The organism is Paenibacillus haidiansis (genome assembly GCF_036553665.1).
Classification (GTDB): Bacteria; Bacillota; Bacilli; order Paenibacillales; family Paenibacillaceae; genus Fontibacillus; species Fontibacillus haidiansis.
Window position 1 is genome coordinate 652,524 of sequence record NZ_JAZHPZ010000001.1, and the last position, 25,699, is coordinate 678,222.

Consider the following 25,699-nt stretch of genomic DNA (forward strand, 5'->3'; position numbering starts at 1 on the left):
TCTTTTTTTGCTGTAAGCATTATTTAAAATGGATATACTTTTTTCGTTCTTCTCTTTAAATTCCCATTTTTGTCATACTCATAAATGAGGGCATCTCCAGACGGAAAATTAATCTGATTTAGACGTCCATCCGGGCTGTAATCAAAATTTGCTTCCGGAGTTATCGTCATAACTGCCGCCATCAACTGCACTTCAAGTGGGAGACCGGTTTTCTCGGTAAGTTTTAAGTAATAAGTTGCGCCTCCGATGAGGTCAAACTCTAGCACCGTATAATCGATCCCAAATTCTTGTTCTCCATCCTCGCTAGATACAAGTAGAGAAAGCAAGTCCTGTTGACCATATAACTCCAATATTGGCTGCAATGAGAAATCAAACAGTTCCTTTGTTACGAATCGGTAGCGACCCGTTTCAGGCGCCGTAAACCGATAGTAACCGTTTTGTCCCGCTTCTTTAGAAACGGTTAAGGCCTGATAATGCAGAAGATTTTCAAATAAAAACTCTTGAACATCAACGACTTCAAAAACCCGATAAGGAGCGAAAAATATTACTGGATTAGCTGATGTCGTTTTGACTTGAATCGTGCCACCGGCAGGAATGTTATAGGAAATCGTGGCATTTTCTCCTTGTCTAACTATTCCACCATTTTGGTCTAAGATAGTGTAATTAAAATATCGATTTTCTGAAGTATTTGCATTTGTTTTCAGCTTTGCCTCAAAGGTACCCTTATTCTTAAACCCCAAGCTTTGACTTGATTCCAAGGTTCTTTTTAACAGAGCAGGATCTGAACTATGTATAGCTTGGAAAGCTAGTCCGTAAGTAAAGGTTACCGGTAAATCAGTAACTACTGTTACCACCACCTGGCTTCCTTCCGGTACTGAGAGGTTACCTATCTGATCAAGTCCGAATTCCTCCACCTCTCCGTTCGAACTGTATATTGCATAATCGAACATCGCCAAATCTTCTGAGTAAGCGTCACTGTTTAATGTTTGGAATGACGATTGGACATTAGTAAACGTGTAACTTTCATTTTTGTACAATGTTACCTTCTTAATAGCTGGATTTTCGCCAGAAGTTCCAACAAAGGAGGTGTAGACCCCTCCAAATGTCACCGGTAAATCTAATGGAGAGATTTGCAACGAATAGGAAGCCGGTACTGGAACTGTATAATTTCGATTATCACTCTCTTGATGAATCGTACCATTCGGTTTGTATAAGACATATGCAAATTCGTTGACATCATCCACGGAATCAACGTAAATACTTTCCGTTTCACTACTAATATTGGTATAAGTGTATGTCTCACCGCCATTTAAGGTGACCCGAAGCATAGCCGGATGATTTGCGGATTCAGCCGTAAATGAATCTGTGTAGGAAAAGGTTACCGCACTTGATGATTGACCCGTCACAATGGCATATCCCATAGAAGGTATGCTCACACTTGATGTTTCATCAAATCCACTATCATCTACACTTCCATCTTCCTTGTAGACAACAAAATCAAATTTTCCATCAATCTCATCGGCGTTATTAGTAATTGTTCCTGATTTAGTGCTGAGATTGGAAAAAATAAAGGATTCATTTACATTCACAACCTGTTTGGAGAATGCCTCCCCTGGTTTATCTCTCCAAGAGAACAATCGATATATGGCTCCAAAGGTTACAGGGCTATCTGACACTGCGGTTACAATAATTTTGCTTCCGCTTGGAATATTTTGATTTGTCATTGATCCTTCACGTTTAGAGTGTTCTGTTCCATCAGGGTAATATTTAACCCAGTCAAAACGGCTGTCTTCTGACGCATTACAATATAAGAAGCGTGACGATGGGCTAATATTTGTAAATTCAAAACTCTCTCCTTTTGAAAGAGTGACACGAAAGTGAGAAGGCTCTGTACTCACCTTTACCGAAAAATCGTCCGTATAGTCAAAAGTAACACTGCTCGATCCATGTACGGTAATTACGGCAAATCCACCTGTTGGAAGCGAGGGGGTACTAATAGAATTAAAACCTTGACTGTAATAACTTCCATCCGCTTTATATACTGTATAATCATAAATTCCATCTACAACTCTTGCGTTATTCTTTACCGGGTTACTAAGTGAGCCGTTATTCTCAAATATGTAAGAACTCCCTGGAGAAATCGTAATACGACTTATCGCATCCCCTCCATAATAACTTCCCATAAATGATCGGTAAGGTGCACCAATACGTACCGGATTAGCAGTAATCAGTGTAATAACAACTGTTCTCCCTACTGCTACATTGGGAAGAGATGAGGTGTTTGTTCCCCTTGAAGACTCTGTGCCATCGGACAAATAAACCACATAATCGAATTTATCTGATGTACCCCCATCATCTTCAATTCCGTCTAGCTTGTCCCCTACATTTTCAAACCGATAGCTCTCACCTTGATTTAAAACTACGCTATCATAGGCTGGCTCATCAGTCTCCTCACCGAATGCAACATCGTAATGTGTACCTACCGTAATTGGAATGTCAGACATACAGGTGACAATTATTTCATATCCCTTACTAAAGGATACGGAGACACTAGAATTATCCATACTGCTTCTATATAAAGATCCATCAGAATCGTAAATGGAAAAGTCGTATCGTTTTCCGTTTGAAGAAGAAGCATCAGTCTTTATGTAGAGCGTTGAATTTGAATAATTTATAAATTGATAGCTTTCTCCATTGGATAAGACCTCTTTATTTAAGGCAGGGGTAGATACAAAGCTGTATTCAATGTCTATCTTTATATCTACTGTTAATGGAGCATCCGTGGCGGTTATCACTGATCGTCCGCCGTTGGGAGGAATATTTACATTAGCGTAATTTGAAGCCAAATCACTAGTGGTGGGTTCTCCTTCAGAGTCATAACTGGCAAAATCAAATACGGTATCATTCGTTTTGGCATCTGTCCCTACTGTTCTTGAATAACTAGTAGGATTTATAAATTGAACATTCTCTCCGGGGTAGATCACAAATTCAATTTCTTCAACCGCAAGCGCTTCTACTTTATAGACATTCTCAGTCACGGTTGACTCATATGAAGGAACTTCTGCCATATCAAAGTCTTCTTCGGGCGTACCCAAACGATATTCAGAATTACTTTCTTGGAATGAATTATGAATTTCGGGCATTTCCGGTTCTTCTACTGCTAAAACTGATGCCCCGGAATTCCCTATAATTATGAGGGCCACCAAGAAAAAGAGCAGTAATCGTCTCAAGCTCATTAAATTTCCTCCACTCCCAATTTTAGTATTTTAATTCATAATATAATCATCGGATTTTGGAAAAATTTACTTTATAGTAAATACAGCTTATTTTACCTAATTTCAAGTAGTAAACGACAACAAATAGCCCCTTTTAAATAGGGGCTAGGGGTCTTACGATAATAGATTAATTTAAATTTAGGAAACTTCTAATAAAGCCTCGGCAATTTATCCAGCGTAATCGCGTAATCGTTGTCATAGGCGCTGCGGAGCTCCTCTTTGGTCGTAAACAGCTCCGTTTTGCCGAAATCATTGGACCAGGTCATGTACCACAGCCAAGGAATTCTGGATTCAGCCAGCTGCGAGATGCTCGGAATCGGCCCGATCTCGCCCAGCGCAACAGGCTTCGGCGTCGGCGTGATGCGAATCAGCTCCTCGTACTCGGCGCGCAGGTCCGTATGCTGGTGGGCCGGAGGGTACAGATCCCGCGAGATGATATCGGCGACATCGTCCCCGACATAACCTTCGACCAGCGGTGAATTCCAAACCCAGATCAGATTGTTGAGCTCATGAATTCTGGTATACCGGTCATACATGATGCGATATAACTGCTTTGCCACCTCGGGGCCTTTGCTGCCCCACCAGAACCAGGTTCCCTCCGACTCGTGAAACGGTCTCCATAGGATCGGGATATTTCTGTTGCGGAAATCCCTCAATATTCCTGCCATATAATCCATATCGGAGATCAGAGCCTTATGCTCTGCGGTTCCTTCGATAATCGCTTTAGAAGCGTCGAAATCCGTTTTCTCCGCGTAGAAGCTTTTGTCCCACCCGCCGAGCGGGGAATACCAGTGCCAGGTAAAGGTGATTAGGCCTTTTTCGTTTTCCGCCCAGCTCCACGCGTTTTCCAGCGTATTTTTGTTCTCGACAATTTCCAGAAGGCATTCCTCGTTGCATGTTTCATAGTTAATGTTCGGCGAGTAGCTGAGCAGCTCAAAGCCGCAAAGCGCGGGGAGTTTTCCGGTGGCCTTTTTGATGTATTGAAGCTCGCCTTGGACGGAGGTCTGCGTGTGCTGACCCGTAATAATTCCCTTTCCGGCCACTTGACTGAAATAGTTCAAGACCGATTTCACTTCGTCGGAAGCGTTTGGATTGCATGGTGCAAAGTTGATCATGTTCAGAGATCCATCCTTTCATTTCAATCCATTTGGAACCTGGCAATACGCTTTGTTAGGCTTGTTATTTTAGTTGTTATTTGCAACAAAACAAATATAACGCTACCAGAGTCGGACCGTCAACATAATTCTGCACTGCAAAAAGGATTTATCCGCTTCCTGCAAAAATACGGTGCGGAACAATTTGAAAAGCGGAATACCTGTAATAATTACAGGCATTCCGCCAAGGATAGGCTTATCTCGGGTGAAAAGATTCACTTTACAGACTTCCTTACCCGATCTCTCCGGGATGATGCGCGGGCTCCGCCTGAACCGCTTCCGGCAGTTCGCGGAAAACCACGTCCGCGCTGATAAGCAGCTTTTCATAATGGGAGGTTCGGTTGAGCAATCTCCACAACAGCTGATCCACCGCCCTCATTCCGAGCATTTTCTTATTTACGATCACCGTCGCAAGCAGCATCAACGGTTCATGGGTGTTGTCAAAACCGGTCACCCGGACATCGCCGGGTATATCGAATCCACTGCTGTTCAGCTTTTCAATCACAAGCTCCGCGGCATTATTATTGGCGCATACGAACACTTCGGGCAACTCATGCTCCCGAATCGCCTGCATGAAGGTCTCCTCCGAATCGTTCACCCCCGGCCCGACAAGGCTTGGAATTTGCTCGTGTTCGATTCCGTATTCGTCCAATGCGGCGCAAAATCCGATCCAGCGCTCGAAATTGCTTACCGTTTCGTTAATATTTCCGACAAACTGAAAATTCCGGAATCCTCTGCTGATCAGCTTGGTCATTAATTCTTTCATGCTGTAGAAATTGTCGACGAAGACCGTATCGCAATGCAAAGCCGGGTCGAGATGGTCGATCATGACGACGGGAATATCCATTTGTTTAATGTCCAGCAATATCGGGGTCGAGATCGTTCCCACGGTGATGATTCCACGGATCGCCTTCGGATTGAGCAGGGAGAACAAATCTTCTCCGGACAGTTCCGTGAGGGTCAGGGTATTCAAATCCTTCTGATGCAGCCGGGTTGAAATCCCTTCGATTATAGGGCCCCAATACTGCGAATCATTATTCTGAAAGCGCGTATTGGGAAACAGGACAAGCACCGTGCCGCTAAATCGCTGGGGATCCACCTCCCGCAGCTCAAGGCCGTCGGCAGTCGGGTAATGGCCTTCCTTGAAATACCCGAGCTGCCCGGCGGCCTTCAAAATCTTGTTTCTGGTCTGCTCACTGACTCCGGATTTGCCTGAAAGCGCTCTTGAAACGGCAAACTTCGATAACCCGACAAAGTCGGCAATTTCCTGGATCGTCACTTTATTTTTCATCTCATCGACCTACTTGCTAACTTGATTTATTGCGATCGCCTCCATTATCGCTTTGTCAAGCAAAAATTACAAGCTCTTAGCCGCAAACGGGAAATATGGCCGGACGGTCAGAGCGAAAAGCTCGTTTTCTTTAGTTCTTCCGTACTGAACAAAATGTCGTAATGCTCAATATTCTCTTCCACTATAAAATCGGTTACCACTTCCAGCACGCCCGCCTCCGTCGTCCCATGGATCATCGCATACAGATTGTAAGGCCAATCCGGATATGGCGTACGCCGGTAGCAATGGCTGACTTCCTTGCGTCCGGCCAGCCTTTGCCCGGCTTGATCGATACGCTCTTCCGGAATACTGCACACGAACAGTCCGTTCGCGTAAAATCCGATGTTCCGGTGCTTCAATACCGCGCCGATCCGTTTAAGCGCTCCTTGGCTCCGCATCCGGGTTAATCTGCCCAGGACCTCGCCCGTTGTACAGCCTGCGCGGCGGGCCAACTCTCCGTAAGGATCGGGCGAAAACGGCAGTTCGCCCTGCAATTCGCGGATGAGCAGCAAATCAATATCGTCCATATCCTCTGTCCCCCTCCCCCTCTTCCATATTCAAAAACACCTTCAGCTTATACATCCGCTCCGCCGGAAATTCATAGATTCTCGCCCCGCTGGCGGCGGAGCGAATCGAATCAAGAATGCCTGCACGTTCCTCCTCGGTCCGCGCCGACAACGTAAACCACATATTCAGCCGGCTCCGGCGGCGGTAATTGTGCGTAACCCCCTTGTAGCTGTTGACGATGGCGGCAACCCCGTAGTACAGTTCCTCGGGAACCTCCATCGCGTACAGCCTCCCGGAATAACCCAGCTTCGACGGATTGAACACCCCGCCCATCCGGCGGATCAGGCCGTCTTCCCTCAGCTTTCCCATTCTAGCGAGCACTTCCTCTGTCTCCATTTCAAGCTCTTCCGCCACCCGGTCCCAGGGGCGCTCGGCCAAGGGAAGCCCTTCCTGCAGCCGGTTTAACAGGGCTCTGTCTTTTGCGTCCAGTTCCATGCTTATCCCTCCATCGCCTTGCGTACGGCCCCGGGCGGTCTTTTGTGGCACCAGGGCTCCTCCGCCAGAAAATTGCCGCCGCTGTAGTAATACGACCGGGCCCGGCAGCCCCCGCAGCTCTTTACATCGGGGCAGGAGCCGCAGGCACCCTCGTATTTTTTGAAATTCCGCAAATCCCGGAAGACCGGATTGTCCCGCCAAATCTCGTCGAACGGCAGCTCGCGCACATTTCCGACCTTGACCGGGAGGTAAGGGCAGATATGGACATCTCCGTCGGGCAGCACCGAGCAATAAGCGATTCCGGCCAGACAGCCGCGGGTATAGCGCATTTCCAGATTCATCTCTTTGGCGAGCGGCATAAACTGCGGAGCGCAGGTCGGCTTGATCTCCAGCGAGGTTGTCCGCTGCTTCCGCAGCACATTCCGCAGCACGGTATAGTAGCGCTCGGCTTTGAGCGCATCTTCTTCAATATTGATGGCACGTCCGGTCGGCACGAGAAAAAAAGGATGCAGCGACGACACGCCGAGCTCTTCGGCGAGCTGCGCCACCTGTTCAAAATCACCCACATTGTCCTCTTTCAGCGTCATGTTAATCTGGACCTTGATCCCCGCCCGCTGCGCATGGCGGATGCCCTCGACCGCCCTTTCCCAGCCGTCCGCCGCGTTCCTGAAGCGGTTGTGAGGCGCGGGATCGGCGCTGTCGATGCTGATGGCGATGCCTCCAAGCCCGGCTTCCTTCAGCTCGCGGGCTTTCTCCGCCGTCAGCAGCGTGCCGTTGCTGCCCATCGCCGGGTGCAGCCCGATCGAAGCCGCATAGGCGATCAGCTCGCACACATCCTCCCGCACCAGCGGTTCGCCGCCGCTGAAAATGAGCAGCCGGAAGCCCGCCGCCTTGACCCCGTCGATCAGACGGCGGCCTTCCTCCGTGCTCAGTTGGCCGGCCACCTGGGCGTCCGGCCCCGAATCCCGGTAGCAATGCTCGCAATACAAATTGCAGCGCTTGGTTACATTCCAGGATACAAGCATCTCTTTTTCCTCCTTTGCCGGCCTTACACGATGCCGATTTCCCGATCGCTTAAATAACAGGCCGGATCGGCATCCCAGACATCGCCGCTGACCGAAGCCGCCCGGGCCCGGAAATTGCCGTTGCAAATATCCAGCCAGCCGCATTCTCCGCAGCGCCCTTTAAGCAGCGGCTTCCTGTCCCTGAGCCCGGCCATGACCGGATGAGCCGCCTCTCGCCAAAGCTCGCTGAACTTGGATTCGCGGACATTGCCGATCACGACGTCCCGCATGAATTGGTCGGGATAGACGCGTCCGCGCCAATCCACGCAGCCGATCGCCAGCCCCGAGCGGTTGCCGCCGTTGCGGCGCAGCAATTCAAGCAGCAGAGCGGCGCGCTCGGGGTCCCTTTCCTTCATCCATTGATATAAATAAACGCCGTCCGCATGATTATCGACGGTAAGCAGCTCCACCCGCCTGCCTTTTTGATGAAGGTCCAGCGTTTTGGCGATAATCAGGTCCACCGCCCGCCGCGATTGTTCGCGGGTAACGTCCTTTTGCTTCAGGATGCTGCCGCGCCCGGAATACACCAGATGATAGAAGCAAGCGCGCTTAATGTTCTCCCGCTCGATCAAATCGAGGATGCCGCTTAGATCGTCGTAGGTGTAGCTGCTGATCGTAAACCGCAGGCCGACCTTAAGCCCGGCGTCCTGGCAATTGCGTATCCCGGCCAGCCCCTGCTCGAAGGAGCCGTTCACGCCGCGAAACCGGTCATGCTTGTCCTCCAGTCCGTCCAGGCTGATACCGGCGTATTGCAGCCCGGCTTCCTTAAGCCGCCGCGCTTTGCCGCTTGTGATCAGAGTTCCGTTCGTCGACAATACCGCGCGCAGCCCTTTGCCCGAGGCATAGGCCACGAGATCGACGAGATCCCTGCGCATCAGCGGTTCCCCGCCGGAGAATAGAAGCACGGGCACGGAGAAATCGGCCAGATCATCGATGAAATCCATCGCCTCCCGCGTCGACATTTCCCCTTCGTCTTTGGACGGACAGGCATCGGCGTAACAATGGCGGCAGCTCAGATTGCAGGCGCGCGTCGCATTCCAGACGACCACGGGGCCCTTGCCCGCGGAAGTTCCGGGCACCCTGGCCCCCGGCGGAAGGGAATACCGCAAATGATCTCCTTCTCCGTCGACCCCGGTAAGCAATTTTGTAACATTGATCATGCCAGTTCCCCTTTTCGGATTTGATACAGTTATTATTTTCATATATTGTGAAAAAATACACATCCCAGGTTTCGAAGCTATCTTGAGTCATATTAGGGTTAATAGTATAATGCAACAATGAATGAATTCCGTTAATGTAAATTGGGGATTAACTTATGGGGGTTATTGCTTAATGAACGATAAAACGGAAAACCGCGGTGATGGCTTGGAGTCTCGCGACCACGCGGTTCGCGTGCGCGCAGATGCAAAGCGCAACATTAATGCTTTGCTCCAATCCGCGATGACTGTGTTCGCGACTTCGGGAGTGGACGCCCCGATTCGGGAGATTGCGGAGAAGGCCGGCGTCGGCGTCGGTACGGTTTACCGCCATTTTCCGCAGCGTTCGGATCTGATCGAGGCTGTCTTCCGTCAGGAGATCGATGCTTGCGCAGAGGCCGCGGGAGATTTAGCCGCTAAATATGAACCCGTGGAGGCGCTGGAGCGTTGGATGCAGCGTTACCTGGACTTCATAGCGACTAAACGCGGCCTCGCGGCGGCTCTGCATTCAGACGATCCGGCATACGAGACTTTGCCTGTCTGCTTTGTCAAGGAACTAAGCCCGGCACTGAAGACCTTGCTTGAATCAGCGACGGCTGCCGGCGAGGTACGTGCCGATGTCGAGCCGGACGAATTGCTGTGGGCGGTCGCGAGCCTTTGCACGGCGGTGCACAACGGCGATACTGTGCATGCAAAACATATTGTCGCTCTGCTCGTGGACGGGTTGCGCTACCGCGCGAACCGCTAACGCCTCGCCAAGTGCTCGGAGGCTGTCTTCGAACAATCGATCTGAAATTGACAGTGCGCTCCCTCATCGGCTCAACGCCGGCGCGGGAGCGCACTGTGCATTTCTTAGAGCTATTTACTTGGATTCAATGCGGCCAATCGGGTTGGCACTTTCCGACAAAGTCTTTTGCACTGCCGACCAACTCGCATGCTCGATATCGAGTGCATGGCGGAGGTAAGCCAATGTGACCCGCTGGATCAAGGCCACTCGTTCCGGATTTTCGTCCGATGTTTCCTTAACCTCGTAGCCGGCGATTCCGCCAAGCGAATGTTCTGCGCCGAAGAGAGTGAGCAGGCTCTCGGCGCCCGGGCTGAGGTAGTAGGGGTCGGTCATCCAGTCCGCCCCGCGGACGGTCAGCTGATACTTGCGCGGGACATCGTCATGGTCCCCGGCGATCACGAGGCTGGGCGTGGTCATGTGCGCGAAGTTCACGTTCAGGTGAGGCATGTTCTCGGCCGCGAACGCCGACAGGCTGTCCCCGCCTTGCCCGGCGGTGGCGAACAGCACGCCCGCTTTGATGCGCGGGTCGGACAGGTCCTCTTCCTTCTTAGTCTCCGGGTTGAGGACCCGCAAGCCCAAAAGATTGCCCGCCGTTTGGCCGCCGAAGGAGTGTCCGGCCGCGGCGATGCGGCTTCGGTCCAGGCGACCGCCGAGGCCGGGAACGGCAGATTCCAGAAGATCAAGCTGATCGAGAATACTCTTCATGTCCTCGACCCGGAAACGCCAGATCCGGGGAATGCGGGGATCGTCCTTAGGTAGTCCTACTGTCCTCGAGTCTAGATGAGTAGGTTGAATGACCACGAAGCCGTGTGCAGCCCAGAAGTCTGCCAAGGGGCCGTATCCCTCCAACGACGATCCGGAGCCGTGCGAGAAAACGATGATAGGTAAGTTGCGGCCGGTCGTCGGCGCGGATACTCTCACTTGCAGATCCTCGCCGCGGCCCGGGGCGGCTGATAGAACTATCGGCTTCACCGAGACGACCGGAGCGGGTGAGATATTCTTGATTTCCATAATAAATGTTCCTTCCCTTCTTTAAGAGATATTGGTTTATTGCATCGCCGCCTTTGTATTGTTAAAAGAAAAACATAAACGGAACGATGTTCCTATTATATACGGAACACCGTTCCGTTTGCAACAAATTTTCAATAATCTCTCTTTCAGATTGAAAAAGGACAGGCCGAAGAGGCGGTGGTATCAGGCATAAAAAAATAGGCCGCCCTTTGACAAGGATCGCGACCTATCTCTTTGAAAATGCCTAATAAAGCTTTGGCAATTTATCCAGCGTGATGGCGTATTCGTTATTATAAGCGTTATAAAGTTCCTCTTTCGTTGTAAAAAGCTCCGTTTTGCCGAAATCATTGGACCAGGTCATGAACCACAGCCAAGGAATTCGGGACTCCGCCAGCTGCGAAATGCTCGGGATCGGCCCGATTTCGCCCAGCGCAACGGGCTTCGGTGTCGGCGTGATGCGAATCAGTTCTTCGTACTCGGCGCACAGGTCCGTATGCTGGTGGGCCGGGGGATACAGATCCCGCGAGATGATATCGGCGACATCGTCCCCGACATATCCTTCAACCAACGGGGAATTCCAGACCCAAATTAAATTGGTAAGGTCATGAACGTTAGTATACCGGTCATACATAATGCGGTATAACTGTTTGGCCACTTCCGGCCCCTTGCAGCCCCACCAGAACCAGGTCCCCTCCGATTCGTGAAAAGGCCGCCATAAAATCGGAATATGTTTGTCGCGGAACTCTTTCAAAATCTCGGCCATATCGTCCATATCGGATACAAACGCCTTGTATTCATCCGTCCCTTCGATAATCGCCTTGGAAGCGTCGAAATCCGTATGCTCGGCATAAAAGCTTTTGTCCCTGCCGCCAAGCGGAGAGAACCAATGCCAGGTAAAAGTGATCAGGCCGTTTTCTTTTTCCGCCCATTCCCACGCTTTTTGCAGCGTATCCTTATTCTCGGCGACCTCCAGCAGGCACTCCTCGCCGCTGTCTTCATAATTGATGTTCGGTGAATAGCCGAGCAGTTCGAAGCCGCAAAGGGCGGGCAGCTTTCCTGTTGTTTGCCGGATGTAGTGAAGTTCTTCCTGAGCTATGGTCTGCGTGTGCTGTCCCGTAATGATGCCCTTTCCGGATATTTCGCTTAAATAGTTGAGTACAGCTTTTACTTCATCGGAAGCTTTGGGATTACATGGTGTTGAGTTGATTTTTTGCATCGTGTCCTACCTTCCCCGTTGTTTTCACTTGTTATTTACTTCGTCATTTTTGGACAAAACAAAAATAACTAAAAGTCACTTGTCCCGTCAATAGAAATTCATAAAAAACGTAAACAAATAGTTAAATTAACCGAAATATCTTCAGCTAATTTGTGTTGGAAAGACTATTACGTTATTATATCGCGATAACTTTTCGCAAACAAGGTCAGTTCCCCGCGCTCTCATAACGCGTGAGACCGATGCGCAAAATCTGCAGAGCCAGGAAAACGAAGCAAACGGCAACCAGCGGGCTAAACCAGCCCCAATGGCTCCAGGGCTCCTTGCCGAAGATGGCGGCGGCCGGAAAGAAGCTGACGAACGCGAACGGCACGATGATCGAGATAAAAAGCTGCAAGCCCTGCGAAAAGATCGTGATCGGATATTTGGCGAACTCGCCCATATTGTGGATCATGATCGGGAAGGCGTTGCCGCTGCTGCGGATCCAGAAGCTGGAGCAGTTGGCCGCCAGATTGATGGCGATCCGGATCGTCATCGAGGAGACAAATAGAAGCACCGCCATAAGCACGGTTTGCGGACTCCACGCAATATCGATACGGGCCAGCGACATGGCGATGATGCTCCCGCCGATCACGACGTTGCCGAGCCCGTTCATCCCGATCCCGGTACAGAAAATTTGCAGTACGAGCGGAACCGGACGGACCAGATAGCGGTCCAGTTCCCCCATATTGACCAGCCGCAGCATCCGCCACGTTCCTTCGAAGAACAGCGACCCGACGCCCTCGGATACATAAATCATGGCGTACATGAAAGCCACTTCCCACAGTCCCCAGCCCTGAATGTCCGGGATGCGCGAGAACACCACCCACAGGAACAAAAACCCGGTGATCTGAGTCAGCGCCGCGGAGCCGATCATAATATAGAAGTCGGCGGAATATTCCATCATCGCCTTGAGCTGTTGGCTGTAAAGCCGCCAGTATAAGTAAAAAAGCCGCCATGGCGTATTTTTGATCTTCATCCGCTTATCCTCCGTGAATCGTGATTTGCCGGACCGCCCGGGACCAGAGCCATTTGCCCAGCAGCCAGAGCAGGACGATCCATCCCCATTGGATGGCCATCAGCTTCAGCGCTTCCGTCCCGGCCGTCATGCCGAGGCCGATCGTGACCGGCGTGTTGACGATGCCCTGGAACGGCAGGGCCATGGCAAGCAATTCCAGCCAGCCCGGAAAGAACGCCAGCGGCACAAGCGCGCCGGAGAGCAGGTTGGTGATCGAGACTCTGGCCCAGTAAATGCCGAAGCCGCTGGTGGTCCAGAAGCACAGCAGGGCCGACAAGTACACGATGCAAAATTTCAACAGTATCGAGGAAAGCATGCTGAACGCAAACAGCAAAATGCTCCAGAAGTCATGCGGCAGGGAAATGCCGAAGGTGAAGATCGCCGCCAGGCCGATCAGAATGCAGCTCAGCAGCCCTTCCAGCACGCAGGAGCCGAGGGTTTCCGCAAGCCGCGCCTTCTGGAACTGGATCGGCCGGAGCAGATCCATCATGACGCTGCCGTCGATGATTTTGTTCGTGATGCTCGATTCCGAGTAATAGGACAGCATGGAGTTGACGAAGAACGTGATCAACAGATAAGCCTGCATCTGCTCCCAAGTAAAGCCGGAGAGCTGGTCCCTGCCCGTATATATGGCCTGCCAGAGACAGTACATGGCGATCAATCCGATAAAACTGGACAGAAAATTCAAGATAAAAGAAAGCCGGTAAGCCAGCGTATTTTGCATGGAGCAGAGCGCCAGAGTGACGTATTTTTTGAAGGACGGCGCCATCGGTCAGGCACTCCCTTTCCCGGCTTCGGCCAGCACGACCGAATCGAGCTGCCCTTCGTAAACGCGGCGGATGATGTCTTCGATGCTGGGCTCGTCGATGCGGAAATCGACGACTTCGCCGCGGTTCATCACGCGTTTGACAATATCGCTGGCCGTGCAGCGGAAGCGGTCAAACCGGATCGACAGCGAAAACGCGGCCTCCGCTCCCTCGCCGGGCCGGTTCACGCTCACATCCGGCAAATCCCGGAACAAGCTCTCCGCCTCGGGCAGCGGCGAGCTTAACTGTATATGTATCGTCCGCTCTCTGGCAAACGCGTCCTTCACGTCCTGCAATTTGCCGTCGTAAATGATCCGGCCCTGGTCGATGATGACGAGCCGCTCGCATAAATCCTCGATATCGCCGAGATCGTGCGTGGTCAGAAGCATCGTCGTCCCTTTCGCCCGGTTCATCTCCTTGATAAAATCGCGAATCCGGTGCTTCACCGCGACATCCAGACCGATCGTCGGCTCGTCAAGGTAGACGATCTTCGGATCGTGCAGCAGCGCGGCGGCGAGATCGGCGCGCATTCGTTGGCCCAGCGACAGCTTGCGGGCGGACAGATGGAGAAAAGATTCCAGGCCGAGCAGCTCCGTAAAAGCATCCATATTCTTTTTGAATGTCGACTCCGGAACCTGATAAATATCCCGCAGCAAAGCGAGCGATTCCCGTACCGGGATGTCCCACCATAGCTGGGTCCGCTGGCCGAAGACCGCCCCGATCCGCTGGGCGTTGTCCATCCTTTGCTTGTAAGGCACGAGTCCGTCGACCACGACCTCGCCGCCGGAGGGAACGAGCACGCCGCTGAGCATTTTGATCGTAGTCGATTTGCCGGCCCCGTTCGGCCCGACATAAGCGACGCTCTCCCCTTCCTCGATTTTGAGATCGATGCCCTCCACCGCACATTTGTCTTTATAACGCTGGGTAAACAAATGCTTTACCGCACCGGCAAGTCCCGGGTCTTTGACCGCCTGCCGGAATACTTTCCTCAGTCCCTTCGTTTCGATTAAACTCAAATGGCCCCTCTTCCTTTCCCCTCTATTTTCATATAAATATATAGCATAATTTTCCTTTACTTCTACCCTAAAAATTTCACATCTTTCACGTAATGTAAAGTAACATCAAAAACCTGTCTACCCAAAAAAAATCGCCTGTTTTATGCAAAACACGCTTTACCGTCGGTGTATTTTGGATTAATATGTAATTCAAATGGTAGATAATCTAACATACCTCTTGTAAAACATGCCTATCTGTCATTCAGGTTTTAAAGAGTATTTATATACCCGTGGAACTCTTTGGCCGATCAGACAGACAACCTCATAGGGGATGGTGTTCATATGTGTCGCGACTTCATCGATCGGGATGCCGCCCCCGGTCTCCGCTCCCCCGAACAGGGTAACGGCATCGCCCGTCCGTACGCCGTCGACCTCAGTGACGTCCAGCATCGTCTGATCCATGCATACCCGGCCGGCGATAGGAACCCGCTTTCCGCGTACCAGGGCATGACCTTTGTTGGAAAGGGCGCGCGATAAACCATCCGCATAACCGATCGGGACGGTAGCGATCATGCGAGTTGCGGTCGCCTTAAAGGTTCGTCCGTATCCGACGGTTTGTCCATCTCCGATTTGCCGCAGATCGATCACCGACGTTTTAAGACACATCGCCTCCCGCAGCGGATATTCGGGCAGCCTTGCATTGACGGAAGGATATAGACCGTACAGTGCAATGCCGACGCGAATCATATCCATGTGCATTTCGGGATAACACATGGCGGCGGCGCTGTTGCAGCAATGTTTGATCGGGATGGAAAGGTTATGGCCCGCCAGCAGATCGATGCAGGCTCGGAAGGAGCTGAACTGCCTCTCGGTGAATCCGCGGTCATGCCCGTCCGCATCGGCAAAATGTGTAAATAAACCTTCTATTAATATGTAAGAACTCGAAGCGGCTTTGAGAGCCAGTTCCAACACCGATTCCGGCGAGGATAGCCCGATCCTGCCCATTCCGGTGTCCGTTTTAAGATGGATGCGGGCTTGGCGCTTCAATCTGCGCGCGGATTCCATGACTTCTTGGAGAACCTCGTCCGTGAAAACGGTAAGGGAAATACCTTGGGCAATCGCGGCGGCGACGGCATGAGGTGGCGTATGCCCCAGCACGAGAATAGGGGTGTCGATGCCCCCGTTTCTTAGTTGAACCGCCTCATCGACAATAGCCACTCCCAGATAATCCGCCCCGTGCGCTATGGCGGTCCGCGCAATCGCGGCGGCCCCATGGCCGTAGCCATTCGCTTTCACCACGGCCATGATCCGGCATCGCTCCGCCGCATTTCGGCGAAACAGCCTTAAATTGTGGGCGACGGCATCCAGCGAGATTTCCGCCCGCGTATCCCGGCAACGGTCCGGCGAATTGGTCGATTTCATATTAAGAATCACTCCTTTTAGCTTAGGTTAAGTGATTCCAGTATAGGACGTTTCCGGGTTATCCGGTTTGTCCGAACGGACGAAAAGAACAGCAACCCTTAGTGCAGTTACACCACCCGACGGAGGTCATCAGCATGAAGCCGGAACACGAGTTGTTTGAATTCCAGTTCGACAGTCTTGAAATGCTCGCCGAGAAAATGAACGATCTGCTCGGTCGGCCGGTTACGATCGAGGACGCCAGCCACCGGCTGATCGCCTACAGCTCGCACGCTCCGGAGACCGACCCCGCCCGGCTCGCCACTATCGTCGGGCGGCGCGTTCCCGACAATGTGCTCGGCAGCCTTTGGCAGGGCGGAGTCATCGCCCGGCTGCAGGAGAGCGACGAGCCCGTACGCGTCGCCGCGATCAGCGATGTCGGGCTTAGCGAACGTGTGGCCATCGCGATTCGCTCCAACGCCGGTACACTCGGCTACATCTGGGTCGTCGAGAATGAGAAACCGTTCACCCCCCAAGAACTGGGCTTGCTGAAGCAGGCGGCCCGGGCGGCCAAAGCCAAAATGGCGCTCCTCCAGCTTAACCGCCATAAAGAGGAGGAGGCGCGCAAAGATTTTTTCTGGCAGCTCCTGACCGGTTATGCCCCGTCCGAAACGGCGATTGCCGAAATGGCCAACAAAATCGGGGTGCTGCTGCCCCCGGTTTATCATGTGGTGCTCCTTCAATTTGCCGCCGAAATCAAAGAGCGGCTCATGACGCAAGCGCTGCAGGCGGTCGAGAAGAGCTCCGCCGTGTCGCATTGCCGCCTCCTTCTTCACGCCGCCGGCCGCAATCAGCTCATTTTGCTGCTCACCCCCGCGCATCATCACGGCAAGGAGCATGTTCTCCGTTATCTTCAGTTCATCAAACAGGAAATTGAGAACCTATTTGCGGATCAATTTATCGGCCTGGCCAGCAGCCGCCTGTCTTCCCAGTACATTATGGTGGAGGAAGGGTATCGCGAAGCGCAGCTGCTGTTAAGGATCCAACGCCGGTTCAAACGGGAAACGGAGCATATCGTTTACTACCCCGATCTCGGCTATTATCGTTACCTGCACCTGATCCGGCAGGAGAACCGCAAGCACGGCAGCGTCAACGAAAGCATCGAGAAGCTGAAGGCCTACGATGCGGAGCATCATGGCGAGCTGCTTCATACCCTGGACGTGTTCTTGTCCCGGGACAGCAATGCCAAGGCGGCCGCCGATGGGCTGCACATCCATACGAACACCTTGAATTACAGGCTGAAACGGATCACCGAGATCAGCGGTATCGATTTAACGAATATGGAGCAAAAGGTCTCGCTCTATCTGGACTTGAAAGCCGAGCAATTCGGCTCGGATAAAAGCTCGGACTAAAGCTCCGCCGATAAGCTTGATAGGCTTTGTCGATATCCACAAAGCCAGCCGCTTATTTTGTGTTTTCCCCACAAACAAAAGCGGGTTTACCTGTCCTATACTTGTGTTAACTTCCCTTACAAAAGGAAAAGGAGGACTTAACATGATCATAGGAGTTCCGAGAGAGATCAAAAACAACGAAAACCGCGTGGCGATTACCCCTTCCGGCGTGTACTCGCTGGTGAACTCGGGTCATCAGGTGCTGATTGAAGCGGGCGCGGGAATCGGAAGCGGGTTTACGGATGCGGAATACGCGGCGGCCGGGGCGAGACTGATCGGCCAGGCCTCGGATGTTTGGTCCGCCGCCGACATGATTATGAAAGTGAAGGAGCCGCAGCCCGCGGAGTATGCCTATTTCAGAAAAGGGCTGATTCTGTTCACTTATCTGCATCTGGCTCCCGAGCCAAAGCTGACGGCGGCACTTCGGGACAGCGGCGTTACGGCCATCGCTTATGAAACCGTCGAGGTGAACTCTACGCTGCCGCTGCTGATGCCGATGAGCGAGGTGGCCGGCCGGATGGCGGTGCAGATCGGGGCGCAATTCCTGGAGAAGCCGAACGGCGGCCAAGGGATCCTGCTCGGCGGCGTGCCCGGCGTGAAACGCGGCAAAGTGTCGATCATCGGCGGCGGAGTAGTAGGCACGAACGCGGCCAGAATGGCCGTCGGTCTCGGCGCGGAGGTGACGATTCTCGACCTGGACCCCAACCGGCTGCGGCAGCTCGAAGATATTTTCGGAGCCGGCGTTCAGACGCTAATGTCCAGCCCGCAAGCCATTGCCGAAGCGGTGCAGGAATGCGATCTCGCCATCGGCGCCGTGCTCATCCCGGGAGCCAAGGCGCCTAAGCTGGTCACGGAAAACACGGTGAAAGCGATGAAGCCGGGATCGGTCATCGTCGACGTGGCGATCGATCAAGGCGGCATATTCGAAACGATCGACCGTATTACCACCCATTCCGAACCCACTTATGTGAAGCACGGCGTCGTACATTACGCGGTCGCCAACATGCCGGGAGCCGTGCCGCGGACATCGACGATGGCCCTAGTCAATGCGACGATGCCCTATGCGCTGGAAATCGCGGCGAAAGGGGTACGCGCGGCGCTCACCGACAATACGGCGCTCCGCAAAGGCGTCAATGTAGCCAACGGAGCCGTGACCTATCCGACCGTGGCGAGCGCTCTGAACTTCGACTATGTGCCGGTGGAAAGCGCGCTTGAATTGACTTTGAGCTATATTCGCTAAAAGAATACCTGTTAAAGAGAGAAAGAAGAGAAAGGTTCTGTCGGCTAGCAAATAAAAATAAACCTCCGAATCATCGCATAGATGAGATCGGAGGTTTATTTTTGCGCTTCCGCGGCCCTTCATTGGATAAATCCAGTGAAGGGCGCAATAAATGAACCTTTAGGCGACCTCGATTGGAAAAATCCAATCAAGGAGCTTCCATTTCGCTCATTCCCTCGAAAATCGGGCTTGCCGATTGGAAATATCCAATCGGCCGAAAAAAAGAAACAGCCAACGCCAATCTTCATTGGAAAATTCCAATGAAGGGACACACACGGGCCAAACGGGCCTGGCGCGTCCAAGGCCGTCATGCCCCCGCCCCGGCGGAGAACAGCACCACTACAAAGCCGCCTCGCCCGGCGATTCCCTTTTCATGCGCGCAGTGTGTTATCGGCGGTGGCGACTCTGCCGGAATAGACGCTGTAAAGAGTCATTCCCGCGACGACGATCAGCATGCCGATCCAGGACATGAGCGGCGGAAGCCCGACGGGGAGCAGCAGCAATTCCCCGGCGGTGGCGAATACGACCTCGCCGGATTGCGTCGCCTCGACGGCGGCCAGCTTGGGAGCCGAGCCTTTGGCCATATCGGTGGCCGCAAAGAACAACACCGTCGCGATTACGCCCGAGCATAGGGCAACCAGCAGCGATTGGCCCGTTTGTCCGGCGCTCGGCGGACCGCCTTCGATAAACGCCGCAACGAACAAGATGAGCCAGAGCGGGAGCGTCGCCAAAGACATTCCCAGCGTCCGCTGGTAGGCGTCAAGCCTGCCTTCGCACACCTCCATCATCTTGCGGTTGCCGAGCGGATAAGCAAAGGCGGCGAGGGCAACCGGCGCCGCACCGAGCAGAAGATCGCGGCCGGACAGCGATTCCGCCTGGCTTAACTGCATCATCAAGGCGCCGAGGAGAATGACGGCGGACATCGATATCCCTTTCCAATGAATGGTCTCCCGGACACGCATCGAACCGCCCGGCGCAGGGACCGTTTTGTAAAAAAGCGGGGACATCAAAGCCCCCGCTACAATCGTGATTTGCCATGTGCCGGCAATGAGCCACCCGGGTTCATAGTCCGCCGCGAAGCAGACGGGGACATACATCATGCCGAACCCGACAAAGCTCCAACCGAGCCAGGACCGCGGCCGTTTTTTCATCTCAAGCAGCAAAGGCTTTAGTTTACCCCTTATCGCAACGATAACGAGTAAGAGCGGAATCATAAACAGGAAGCGCAGACAGGCCGTATACATCCAGTTGCCGCCCTCCCATTTCATCGCCTGATTCAAAATGAAGGTCGACGAGAAAAACAACGAGGCGAGAATGCCGTAAAGGATCGGTCGCATGTTAAGCCAGATAAGCCTCCTTGACCAGTTCGTTCGACAGCAGCAAGCCGGCGTCGTCCTCCATCATGATTTCGCCCGTTTGGATCACGTACCCCCGATGCGCGATTTGCAGCGCTTGAAAAGCATTCTGCTCGACGAGCAAAATTGTCATTCCCTCGCGGTTCAATTCCTGAATAATGTCGAAAATTTGTTCCACGATGATCGGGGCCAGTCCCATTGACGGCTCATCCAGCAGCAATATTTTCGGCTGCATCATCAACGCGCGCGCGATGGCGAGCATCTGCTGCTCCCCGCCGCTCATCGTACCGCCGACCTGGTTTATCCGTTCCTTTAACCGGGGAAAATAGGCAAATGCCCGCTCCATGCGCTTCTTGACCATTTTTTTGTCTTTGACCGAGAAAGCGCCCATCTCCAAATTTTCCTTCACAGTCAGCTTCGGAAATATCCGGCGGCCTTCCGGCACGTGCGCGATCCCTTCCAATGCGGCTTGATGAGGAGGACTGGAGGTCATATCCTTTCCCGCAAACTTGATTTCCCCGGAAATTTTGACCTGCCCGCAGACCGCTTTGAGCGTCGTCGATTTGCCTGCGCCGTTAGAGCCGATCAGCGTCACGATCTCCCCCTCGTTCACGGACAGCGATATTCCCTTTAACGCCTCGATCGCGCCATAGAAAGCGCGCACTTCGTTCAATTCCAGCAAGCTCATGTTGTCACCTCCGCTTTCTCCGTCTCGGGCAAAATCGCGCTTTTGCCGAGATAAGCCTCGATCACTTTAGGATTGGAGCGGATTTCGTCGGGTCCGCCCTCCGCGATTTTCGTCCCGTAATCGAGCACCAGAATGTGCTCGGACAATTCCATAACCAATTTCATATCGTGTTCAATTAATATGACGGTGATGTCCAGCTCACGCTGGATCCGCTGAATCAGTCCGATCAGCTCGGAGGTTTCGCGCGGATTCATCCCCGCCGCCGGTTCGTCCAGCAGCAGCACCTTCGGTCTCGCCGCGAGCGCCCTGGCGATCTCCAATCGCCGCTGGGCGCCGTAGGGCAAGCTGTTCGCCTGCTCGTTGAGCAAAGCCTCCAAGCCTACATATTCCAGCAGCCGGTAGGCTTCCGCCATCGCTTCTTCCTCTTCGTGCCGGACCTTCGGCAAACGCGCCAAGGAACCGAACAAGCCCGCTTTCAGATGGATATGCATGCCGACAATGACATTCTCCAGCACCGTCATGCTGCCAAACAGCCGGATATTTTGAAATGTCCGGGCGATGCCGAGTTCCGTAATTTGGTGCGGCTTAATATTCACAATCGATTTCCCGTCCAGCTCGATCGCGCCCTCATCCGGTTTATAAATACCGGTAATCATATTGAAAAAAGTCGTTTTCCCCGCCCCATTCGGGCCGATGATCGCCGATATTTTTCCTTTCGGAAATTCAAAATCGACGCCGTCTACCGCCGTCAGCCCGCCGAAGCGCTTGACCAGACGGCTTACTTTCAGAATCGTCATTCCAGCACCTCCCCGCTCTGCTCCATCTTGTGCTTGACGGGCAGGCTTACGGGCACTTTATACGCCTTGATCTTATCGGGATCCACCTTCCGGCTTTTGGCCCGGATGAGCCCGTTAGGCCTGAATATCGCAAACAGCACGAGAATCGCGCCGAAGATCAGGCGCTGCATTTTGGCCGGAGAGATCGAGCTTGGGATATTAACGATCCCCATCTGCGTCAACTGGTTCAGCCAGTTGGTCAGCTCCGTCAGCACTTGCAGATTGAGTATCGTTACCAGCGAAGCTCCGAGAATGACGCCGGGAACGCTGCCCATGCCGCCCAGAATCACCATGACCAGAATCGTCATCGACTCGATCATCGTAAAGCTGGTCGGATCGATAAACGTCTGCTTCGCGGCGAACACGACGCCCATCATGCCGGAGAAAGACGCGCCGATCGCAAAGGCCGCCAGCTTGGTGCGGATCAGCGGAATCCCCATCGACTGGGCGGCGATTTCGTTTTCCCGGATCGCCTTCCAGGCCCGGCCCATCCTGGAATGCTCCAGCCTTCTGACGCCAAAGATGACGAACGCCAGAATCGCGATAACAATGAAATAAAATTGATTCGGAAACGTAAACGATAACCCGAACAGGCTCGGCGGCTGAATCGAGGACAAACCCATCGCGCCGTTCGTAATATTGACCGGTCTGTCCATATTGTTAAACACGATCCGGATAATTTCGCCGAATCCCAGCGTTACGATCGCCAAATAATCGCCTTTCACCCTCAGCACGGGAAGCCCCAGCAAAATCCCGAACAAAGCGGCGAAAAATCCGCCGAGCAGGATAAACACCCAGAACGAGGCCCCCGATAGCGGGAACAGCTCGCCGGAGATGAAATGGTTGGCCTGCGGCGTGGCGAATATCGCGTAAGTGTAAGCGCCGACGGCGAAAAAGGCGATAAACCCTAAATCGAGCAGTCCGGCGAAACCGACGACGATATTGAGGCCGAGCGCCATCGCGACGTAAATGCCGCATTGCGTGGCAACCTCCATATAAGACTGGTAAGCCGGACCGCCCGACGACACGAACGGAATAATGACGAGGAGCAGAACGCCCCCGACGATCCATTTGATATGGTTTGGGAACGAGGTGCAATACAGCAGCAGCAAGCTGGCAAGCAGCAGCAAAAAGGCGATGACCGATTTATCGGAGAAATATACGCTCACAGCGGCGATCGCCGTAAAGGCGGCGAACAATCCCGCTTGCGCCCCCTTGTTATGTCCTAGCCGGGTTTTCAGACTTCCCAGCGTTTTCAATTTATCCATGGAAGCCCACCTACACTTTCTCTTTTACGGCTTTGCCGAACAGGCCTTCCGGCTTGAAGATCAGAACCATGATAAGAATGAGAAACGCGATGACGTCTTTATATTCCCCGCCGAGATTGCCGCCCGTGATGACCGCGAGATTGGCTGACGAGAACATTTCGAGAATCCCGATAAACAGCCCGCCGAACATCGCGCCCCGAATGTTGCCGATGCCGCCGAGCACCGCGGCGGTGAAGGCCTTCATCCCGAGAATAAAACCGATATACGGGTCGATTGTGCCGTACTGCTGGGCAAACAAAACGCCGGTTCCCCCGCCCAAAGCCGAGCCGATGAAGAATGTCAGCGCGATTACCTTGTTGACATTGATCGACATCAGCGACGCGGTGTCCCGGTCCTGGGCCACCGCGCGCATGGCGGTACCCCATTTGGTCCGGTTGACGAAGAAATCGAGACCGATCATCAGCACCACAGCTACCGCGACTACGATGATCGTGTTCGTTTTCAGATAGGCATCGTCAAAGCGGCTCCAGAGGGAGGAGGTGCCGATTTTAAAATTGTCGCTGTAGAGCGAGATTCCGGTCACCATGAAATTGCCCGTCCGCAGATCGGCGATAAACCGGACGATATCCTGCAGCAAAAAGGAAACCCCGATCGCCGAAATCAGCGAAATCAATTTGGGCGCTTTGCGGAGCGGCCTGTAGGCCACCCGCTCAATCCCAACGCCCATCACTCCCGTAAACAGCATCGCCACGGCAAGAATCAATATATAAGCCAGCCAGTTGGCCATGCCGCCAAGCATGCCCGCGGAACTGATCATGAGCAGCACCGCCGTACCGACGAATGCACCGGTCATGAAGATTTCCCCGTGGGCGAAATTGATGAATTCGAGAATGCCGTACACCATCGTATATCCGATGGCGACCACGGCGTAGACCGAGCCTAAGGTAAGGCCGTCTACCAGTACTTGAGGAAGCGTCTGTAAAATTTCGGAAATCATGCTGACCGACCACCTTGGATTTATTTCGGTTGCTCAATTTCAGAGACCATTACTCCGGGATAGGAGCCGCCTTCGAATTTATAAATAAATACTTTGGCGTATTCGTTATCGCCGATGTCGTCGAAGCTGACTTTCGTGGCGATGCCTTCGAAATCGGCCGTGCCGCGGACCGCATCGCGAACCTGTTCCCGGGTAGGCAGCTTCCCGCCGTTATCCTCGATCGCCTTCTTCACGCCGTTCAGAATGACATTCATGGCGTCGTAAGCGTAGACGGAGTAATTCTCGACGTTTTTGCCGAATTTCTCCTTGTATTTGGCGGCCCAGTCCGCGTTTTCCTTGGTGATGTCCGTCGATACCGAGCTGTACATGACATCGGTCAGCTTGTCGCCGGCGATTTCCACCATCCCGGACGAATCGAGCGCGTCCCCGCCCATAATCGGCGCGGTAATTCCTTTCTCGCGCGCCTGCTTGACGATCAGCCCGCCTTCCGCATACATCCCGCCGAAGAAGATGAAATCCGGCTTTTTGCTCAGCACCTGGTTCAGTACACCGTTGAAATCCTTCTCGCCGACGGTGATGCCTTCATAGGCGACGATCGTGGCGCCCAGCTCTTCAGCCGCGCTTTTGAATGCTTCGGCAAGGCCTTGCCCGTAAGCCGTTTTGTCCTGGATAACGAAGATATTTTTCGCCCCGACGGTTTTAATGGCGTATTCGGCTCCCGCCGGCCCCTGGAAATCGTCGCGGGCCACGACCCGGTTCGCCGATTTCAGCTTGCGGTCGGTAAATTCCGTCGCCGTGCTCGCCGGCGATACCATCGGAATCCCGTATTTCTCGTAGACGACGGAGCTTGGAATCGAAACGCCGGAATTCAGATGTCCGAGCACGGCCAGAATCGCTTGATCCGCCCCGATCAACTCCGAGTTCGCCACGCCTTTCTTTTGGTCCCCTTGGTCGTCATACGGGACGAACTGCAAATCGAACCCGAGCGTTTTGAACTCTTCCGCCCGTTCTTCCAGCGCCATTTGACCGCCCAGCTTGATCGATTCCCCTTGAATCGCCGATCCCCCGGACAGTGGGGATTGCGAAGCGATTTTAATGACCGTCAGGTCTCCGCCGGAATTCCCCTCCGTGCTTGGCACACCCGATGCGGCCGGACTGCCGCCCCCCGAAGCTCCGCACGCGGACAGCAAACCGATAACAAGCGCGGATGCGGCGATAACCGCCAATCGTTTTTTGAATAGATTCATACTGTACCCTCCCATAATTGTTTTTTTGAATCGACATTCCGTAAAAATCCGCTGATGTCCTTGATGACCACCTCTTCTTCGACTGATATATATTTTTGGAAAAATAAAAAGACAAAGAATAAGAATGTACGAACCCTGGAGTACTTTCCTTACCTTTGTCTTGTTCCACCTTGTTGTCAAATACATGTAAGGTATCATGACGTATATGGTATTAAGTTTTATATATAACTCAATTTTTACACGAGAAATGGACTTTTTGTCAATTGTAAAAATTTAAAAATACAACTTTT

22 protein-coding genes are annotated in these 25,699 nt (G+C 52.9%); 3 read left to right on the forward strand and 19 right to left on the reverse strand.

Translation table 11 applies throughout. The features are described from left to right. Nucleotides 1–23: 23 nt before the first annotated feature. From V3851_RS03110 to V3851_RS03140, 7 genes are all read right to left on the reverse strand, one after another. Nucleotides 24–3,236, reverse strand: a complete 3,213-nt coding sequence (locus V3851_RS03110; RefSeq protein WP_331845008.1) for an RHS repeat domain-containing protein — start codon at nt 3,234–3,236, stop codon at nt 24–26. A gap of 188 nt (nt 3,237–3,424) precedes the next feature. Next, on the reverse strand, nt 3,425–4,390 hold the full coding sequence (locus V3851_RS03115) for a glycosyl hydrolase (RefSeq protein ID WP_331845009.1): 966 nt from the start codon (nt 4,388–4,390) through the stop codon (nt 3,425–3,427). Between the two features lie 271 nt (nt 4,391–4,661). Then, on the reverse strand, nt 4,662–5,720 hold the full coding sequence (locus V3851_RS03120; protein WP_331845010.1) for a LacI family DNA-binding transcriptional regulator: 1,059 nt from the start codon (nt 5,718–5,720) through the stop codon (nt 4,662–4,664). 107 nt (nt 5,721–5,827) lie between these two features. Next, nucleotides 5,828–6,286: a siroheme decarboxylase subunit beta gene (gene ahbB / locus V3851_RS03125; RefSeq protein ID WP_331845011.1), complete on the reverse strand. Its 459-nt coding sequence runs from the start codon at nt 6,284–6,286 to the stop codon at nt 5,828–5,830. Continuing rightward, nucleotides 6,273–6,761 carry a siroheme decarboxylase subunit alpha gene (gene ahbA, locus V3851_RS03130; protein WP_331845012.1) on the reverse strand — a complete coding sequence of 163 codons (489 nt, stop codon included), beginning with the start codon at nt 6,759–6,761 and terminating at the stop codon, nt 6,273–6,275. Before ahbA ends, ahbB begins: the two co-directional genes overlap by 14 nt. Before the next feature lie 2 nt (nt 6,762–6,763). After that, on the reverse strand, nt 6,764–7,786 hold the full coding sequence (locus V3851_RS03135; protein ID WP_331845013.1) for a radical SAM/SPASM domain-containing protein: 1,023 nt from the start codon (nt 7,784–7,786) through the stop codon (nt 6,764–6,766). A 23-nt stretch (nt 7,787–7,809) separates the two neighbouring features. Further along, the gene (locus V3851_RS03140; RefSeq protein WP_331845014.1) at nt 7,810–8,985 is read right to left on the reverse strand and encodes a radical SAM/SPASM domain-containing protein; all 1,176 of its coding nucleotides are present in this window, start codon (nt 8,983–8,985) and stop codon (nt 7,810–7,812) included. A 172-nt stretch (nt 8,986–9,157) separates the two neighbouring features. Between V3851_RS03140 and V3851_RS03145 the strand changes: the two genes are divergently transcribed. After that, nucleotides 9,158–9,769, forward strand: a complete 612-nt coding sequence (locus tag V3851_RS03145) for a TetR/AcrR family transcriptional regulator (RefSeq protein WP_331845015.1) — start codon at nt 9,158–9,160, stop codon at nt 9,767–9,769. 114 nt (nt 9,770–9,883) lie between these two features. Here V3851_RS03145 and V3851_RS03150 read toward each other — a convergent pair whose 3' ends face one another. From V3851_RS03150 to alr, 6 genes are all read right to left on the reverse strand, one after another. Further along, nucleotides 9,884–10,819 carry an alpha/beta hydrolase family protein gene (locus V3851_RS03150; protein WP_331845016.1) on the reverse strand — a complete coding sequence of 312 codons (936 nt, stop codon included), beginning with the start codon at nt 10,817–10,819 and terminating at the stop codon, nt 9,884–9,886. Between the two features lie 244 nt (nt 10,820–11,063). Further along, nucleotides 11,064–12,035, reverse strand: a complete 972-nt coding sequence (locus tag V3851_RS03155; RefSeq protein WP_331845017.1) for a glycosyl hydrolase — start codon at nt 12,033–12,035, stop codon at nt 11,064–11,066. A gap of 205 nt (nt 12,036–12,240) precedes the next feature. After that, entirely contained in the window at nt 12,241–13,050 is an 810-nt protein-coding gene (locus tag V3851_RS03160) for an ABC transporter permease (RefSeq protein ID WP_331845018.1), read from the reverse strand. A 4-nt stretch (nt 13,051–13,054) separates the two neighbouring features. Next, the gene (locus V3851_RS03165; protein ID WP_331845019.1) at nt 13,055–13,858 is read right to left on the reverse strand and encodes an ABC transporter permease; all 804 of its coding nucleotides are present in this window, start codon (nt 13,856–13,858) and stop codon (nt 13,055–13,057) included. 3 nt (nt 13,859–13,861) lie between these two features. Then, entirely contained in the window at nt 13,862–14,911 is a 1,050-nt protein-coding gene (locus V3851_RS03170; protein WP_331845020.1) for an ABC transporter ATP-binding protein, read from the reverse strand. A gap of 237 nt (nt 14,912–15,148) precedes the next feature. Next, nucleotides 15,149–16,312, reverse strand: a complete 1,164-nt coding sequence (alr, locus tag V3851_RS03175; RefSeq protein WP_331845021.1) for an alanine racemase — start codon at nt 16,310–16,312, stop codon at nt 15,149–15,151. Between the two features lie 134 nt (nt 16,313–16,446). Between alr and V3851_RS03180 the strand changes: the two genes are divergently transcribed. Beyond that, complete coding sequence (locus V3851_RS03180; RefSeq protein WP_331845022.1) at nt 16,447–17,700, forward strand: PucR family transcriptional regulator; 1,254 nt, start codon at nt 16,447–16,449, stop codon at nt 17,698–17,700. A 142-nt stretch (nt 17,701–17,842) separates the two neighbouring features. After that, nucleotides 17,843–18,979 carry an alanine dehydrogenase gene (gene ald, locus V3851_RS03185; RefSeq protein ID WP_331845023.1) on the forward strand — a complete coding sequence of 379 codons (1,137 nt, stop codon included), beginning with the start codon at nt 17,843–17,845 and terminating at the stop codon, nt 18,977–18,979. Nucleotides 18,980–19,389: 410 nt separating this feature from the next. Here the strand turns inward: ald and V3851_RS03190 are convergent, their stop codons facing one another. From V3851_RS03190 to V3851_RS03215, 6 genes are read right to left on the reverse strand one after another with little or no spacing between them, the layout of a single operon-like run. Further along, nucleotides 19,390–20,355 (reverse strand): DMT family transporter, encoded by a 966-nt coding sequence (locus V3851_RS03190; RefSeq protein WP_331845024.1) that lies wholly within the window; start codon nt 20,353–20,355, stop codon nt 19,390–19,392. A gap of 1 nt (nt 20,356) precedes the next feature. Then, entirely contained in the window at nt 20,357–21,061 is a 705-nt protein-coding gene (locus tag V3851_RS03195) for an ABC transporter ATP-binding protein (protein WP_331845025.1), read from the reverse strand. Beyond that, nucleotides 21,058–21,858, reverse strand: coding sequence for an ABC transporter ATP-binding protein (locus V3851_RS03200; RefSeq protein WP_331845026.1), 801 nt, complete (start codon nt 21,856–21,858; stop codon nt 21,058–21,060). Before V3851_RS03200 ends, V3851_RS03195 begins: the two co-directional genes overlap by 4 nt. Beyond that, the gene (locus tag V3851_RS03205) at nt 21,855–23,165 is read right to left on the reverse strand and encodes a branched-chain amino acid ABC transporter permease (RefSeq protein ID WP_331845027.1); all 1,311 of its coding nucleotides are present in this window, start codon (nt 23,163–23,165) and stop codon (nt 21,855–21,857) included. Before V3851_RS03205 ends, V3851_RS03200 begins: the two co-directional genes overlap by 4 nt. Before the next feature lie 10 nt (nt 23,166–23,175). Next, entirely contained in the window at nt 23,176–24,162 is a 987-nt protein-coding gene (locus V3851_RS03210; protein WP_331845028.1) for a branched-chain amino acid ABC transporter permease, read from the reverse strand. Between the two features lie 20 nt (nt 24,163–24,182). Next, nucleotides 24,183–25,409, reverse strand: coding sequence for a branched-chain amino acid ABC transporter substrate-binding protein (locus V3851_RS03215; RefSeq protein WP_331845029.1), 1,227 nt, complete (start codon nt 25,407–25,409; stop codon nt 24,183–24,185). Nucleotides 25,410–25,699 lie beyond the last annotated feature (290 nt).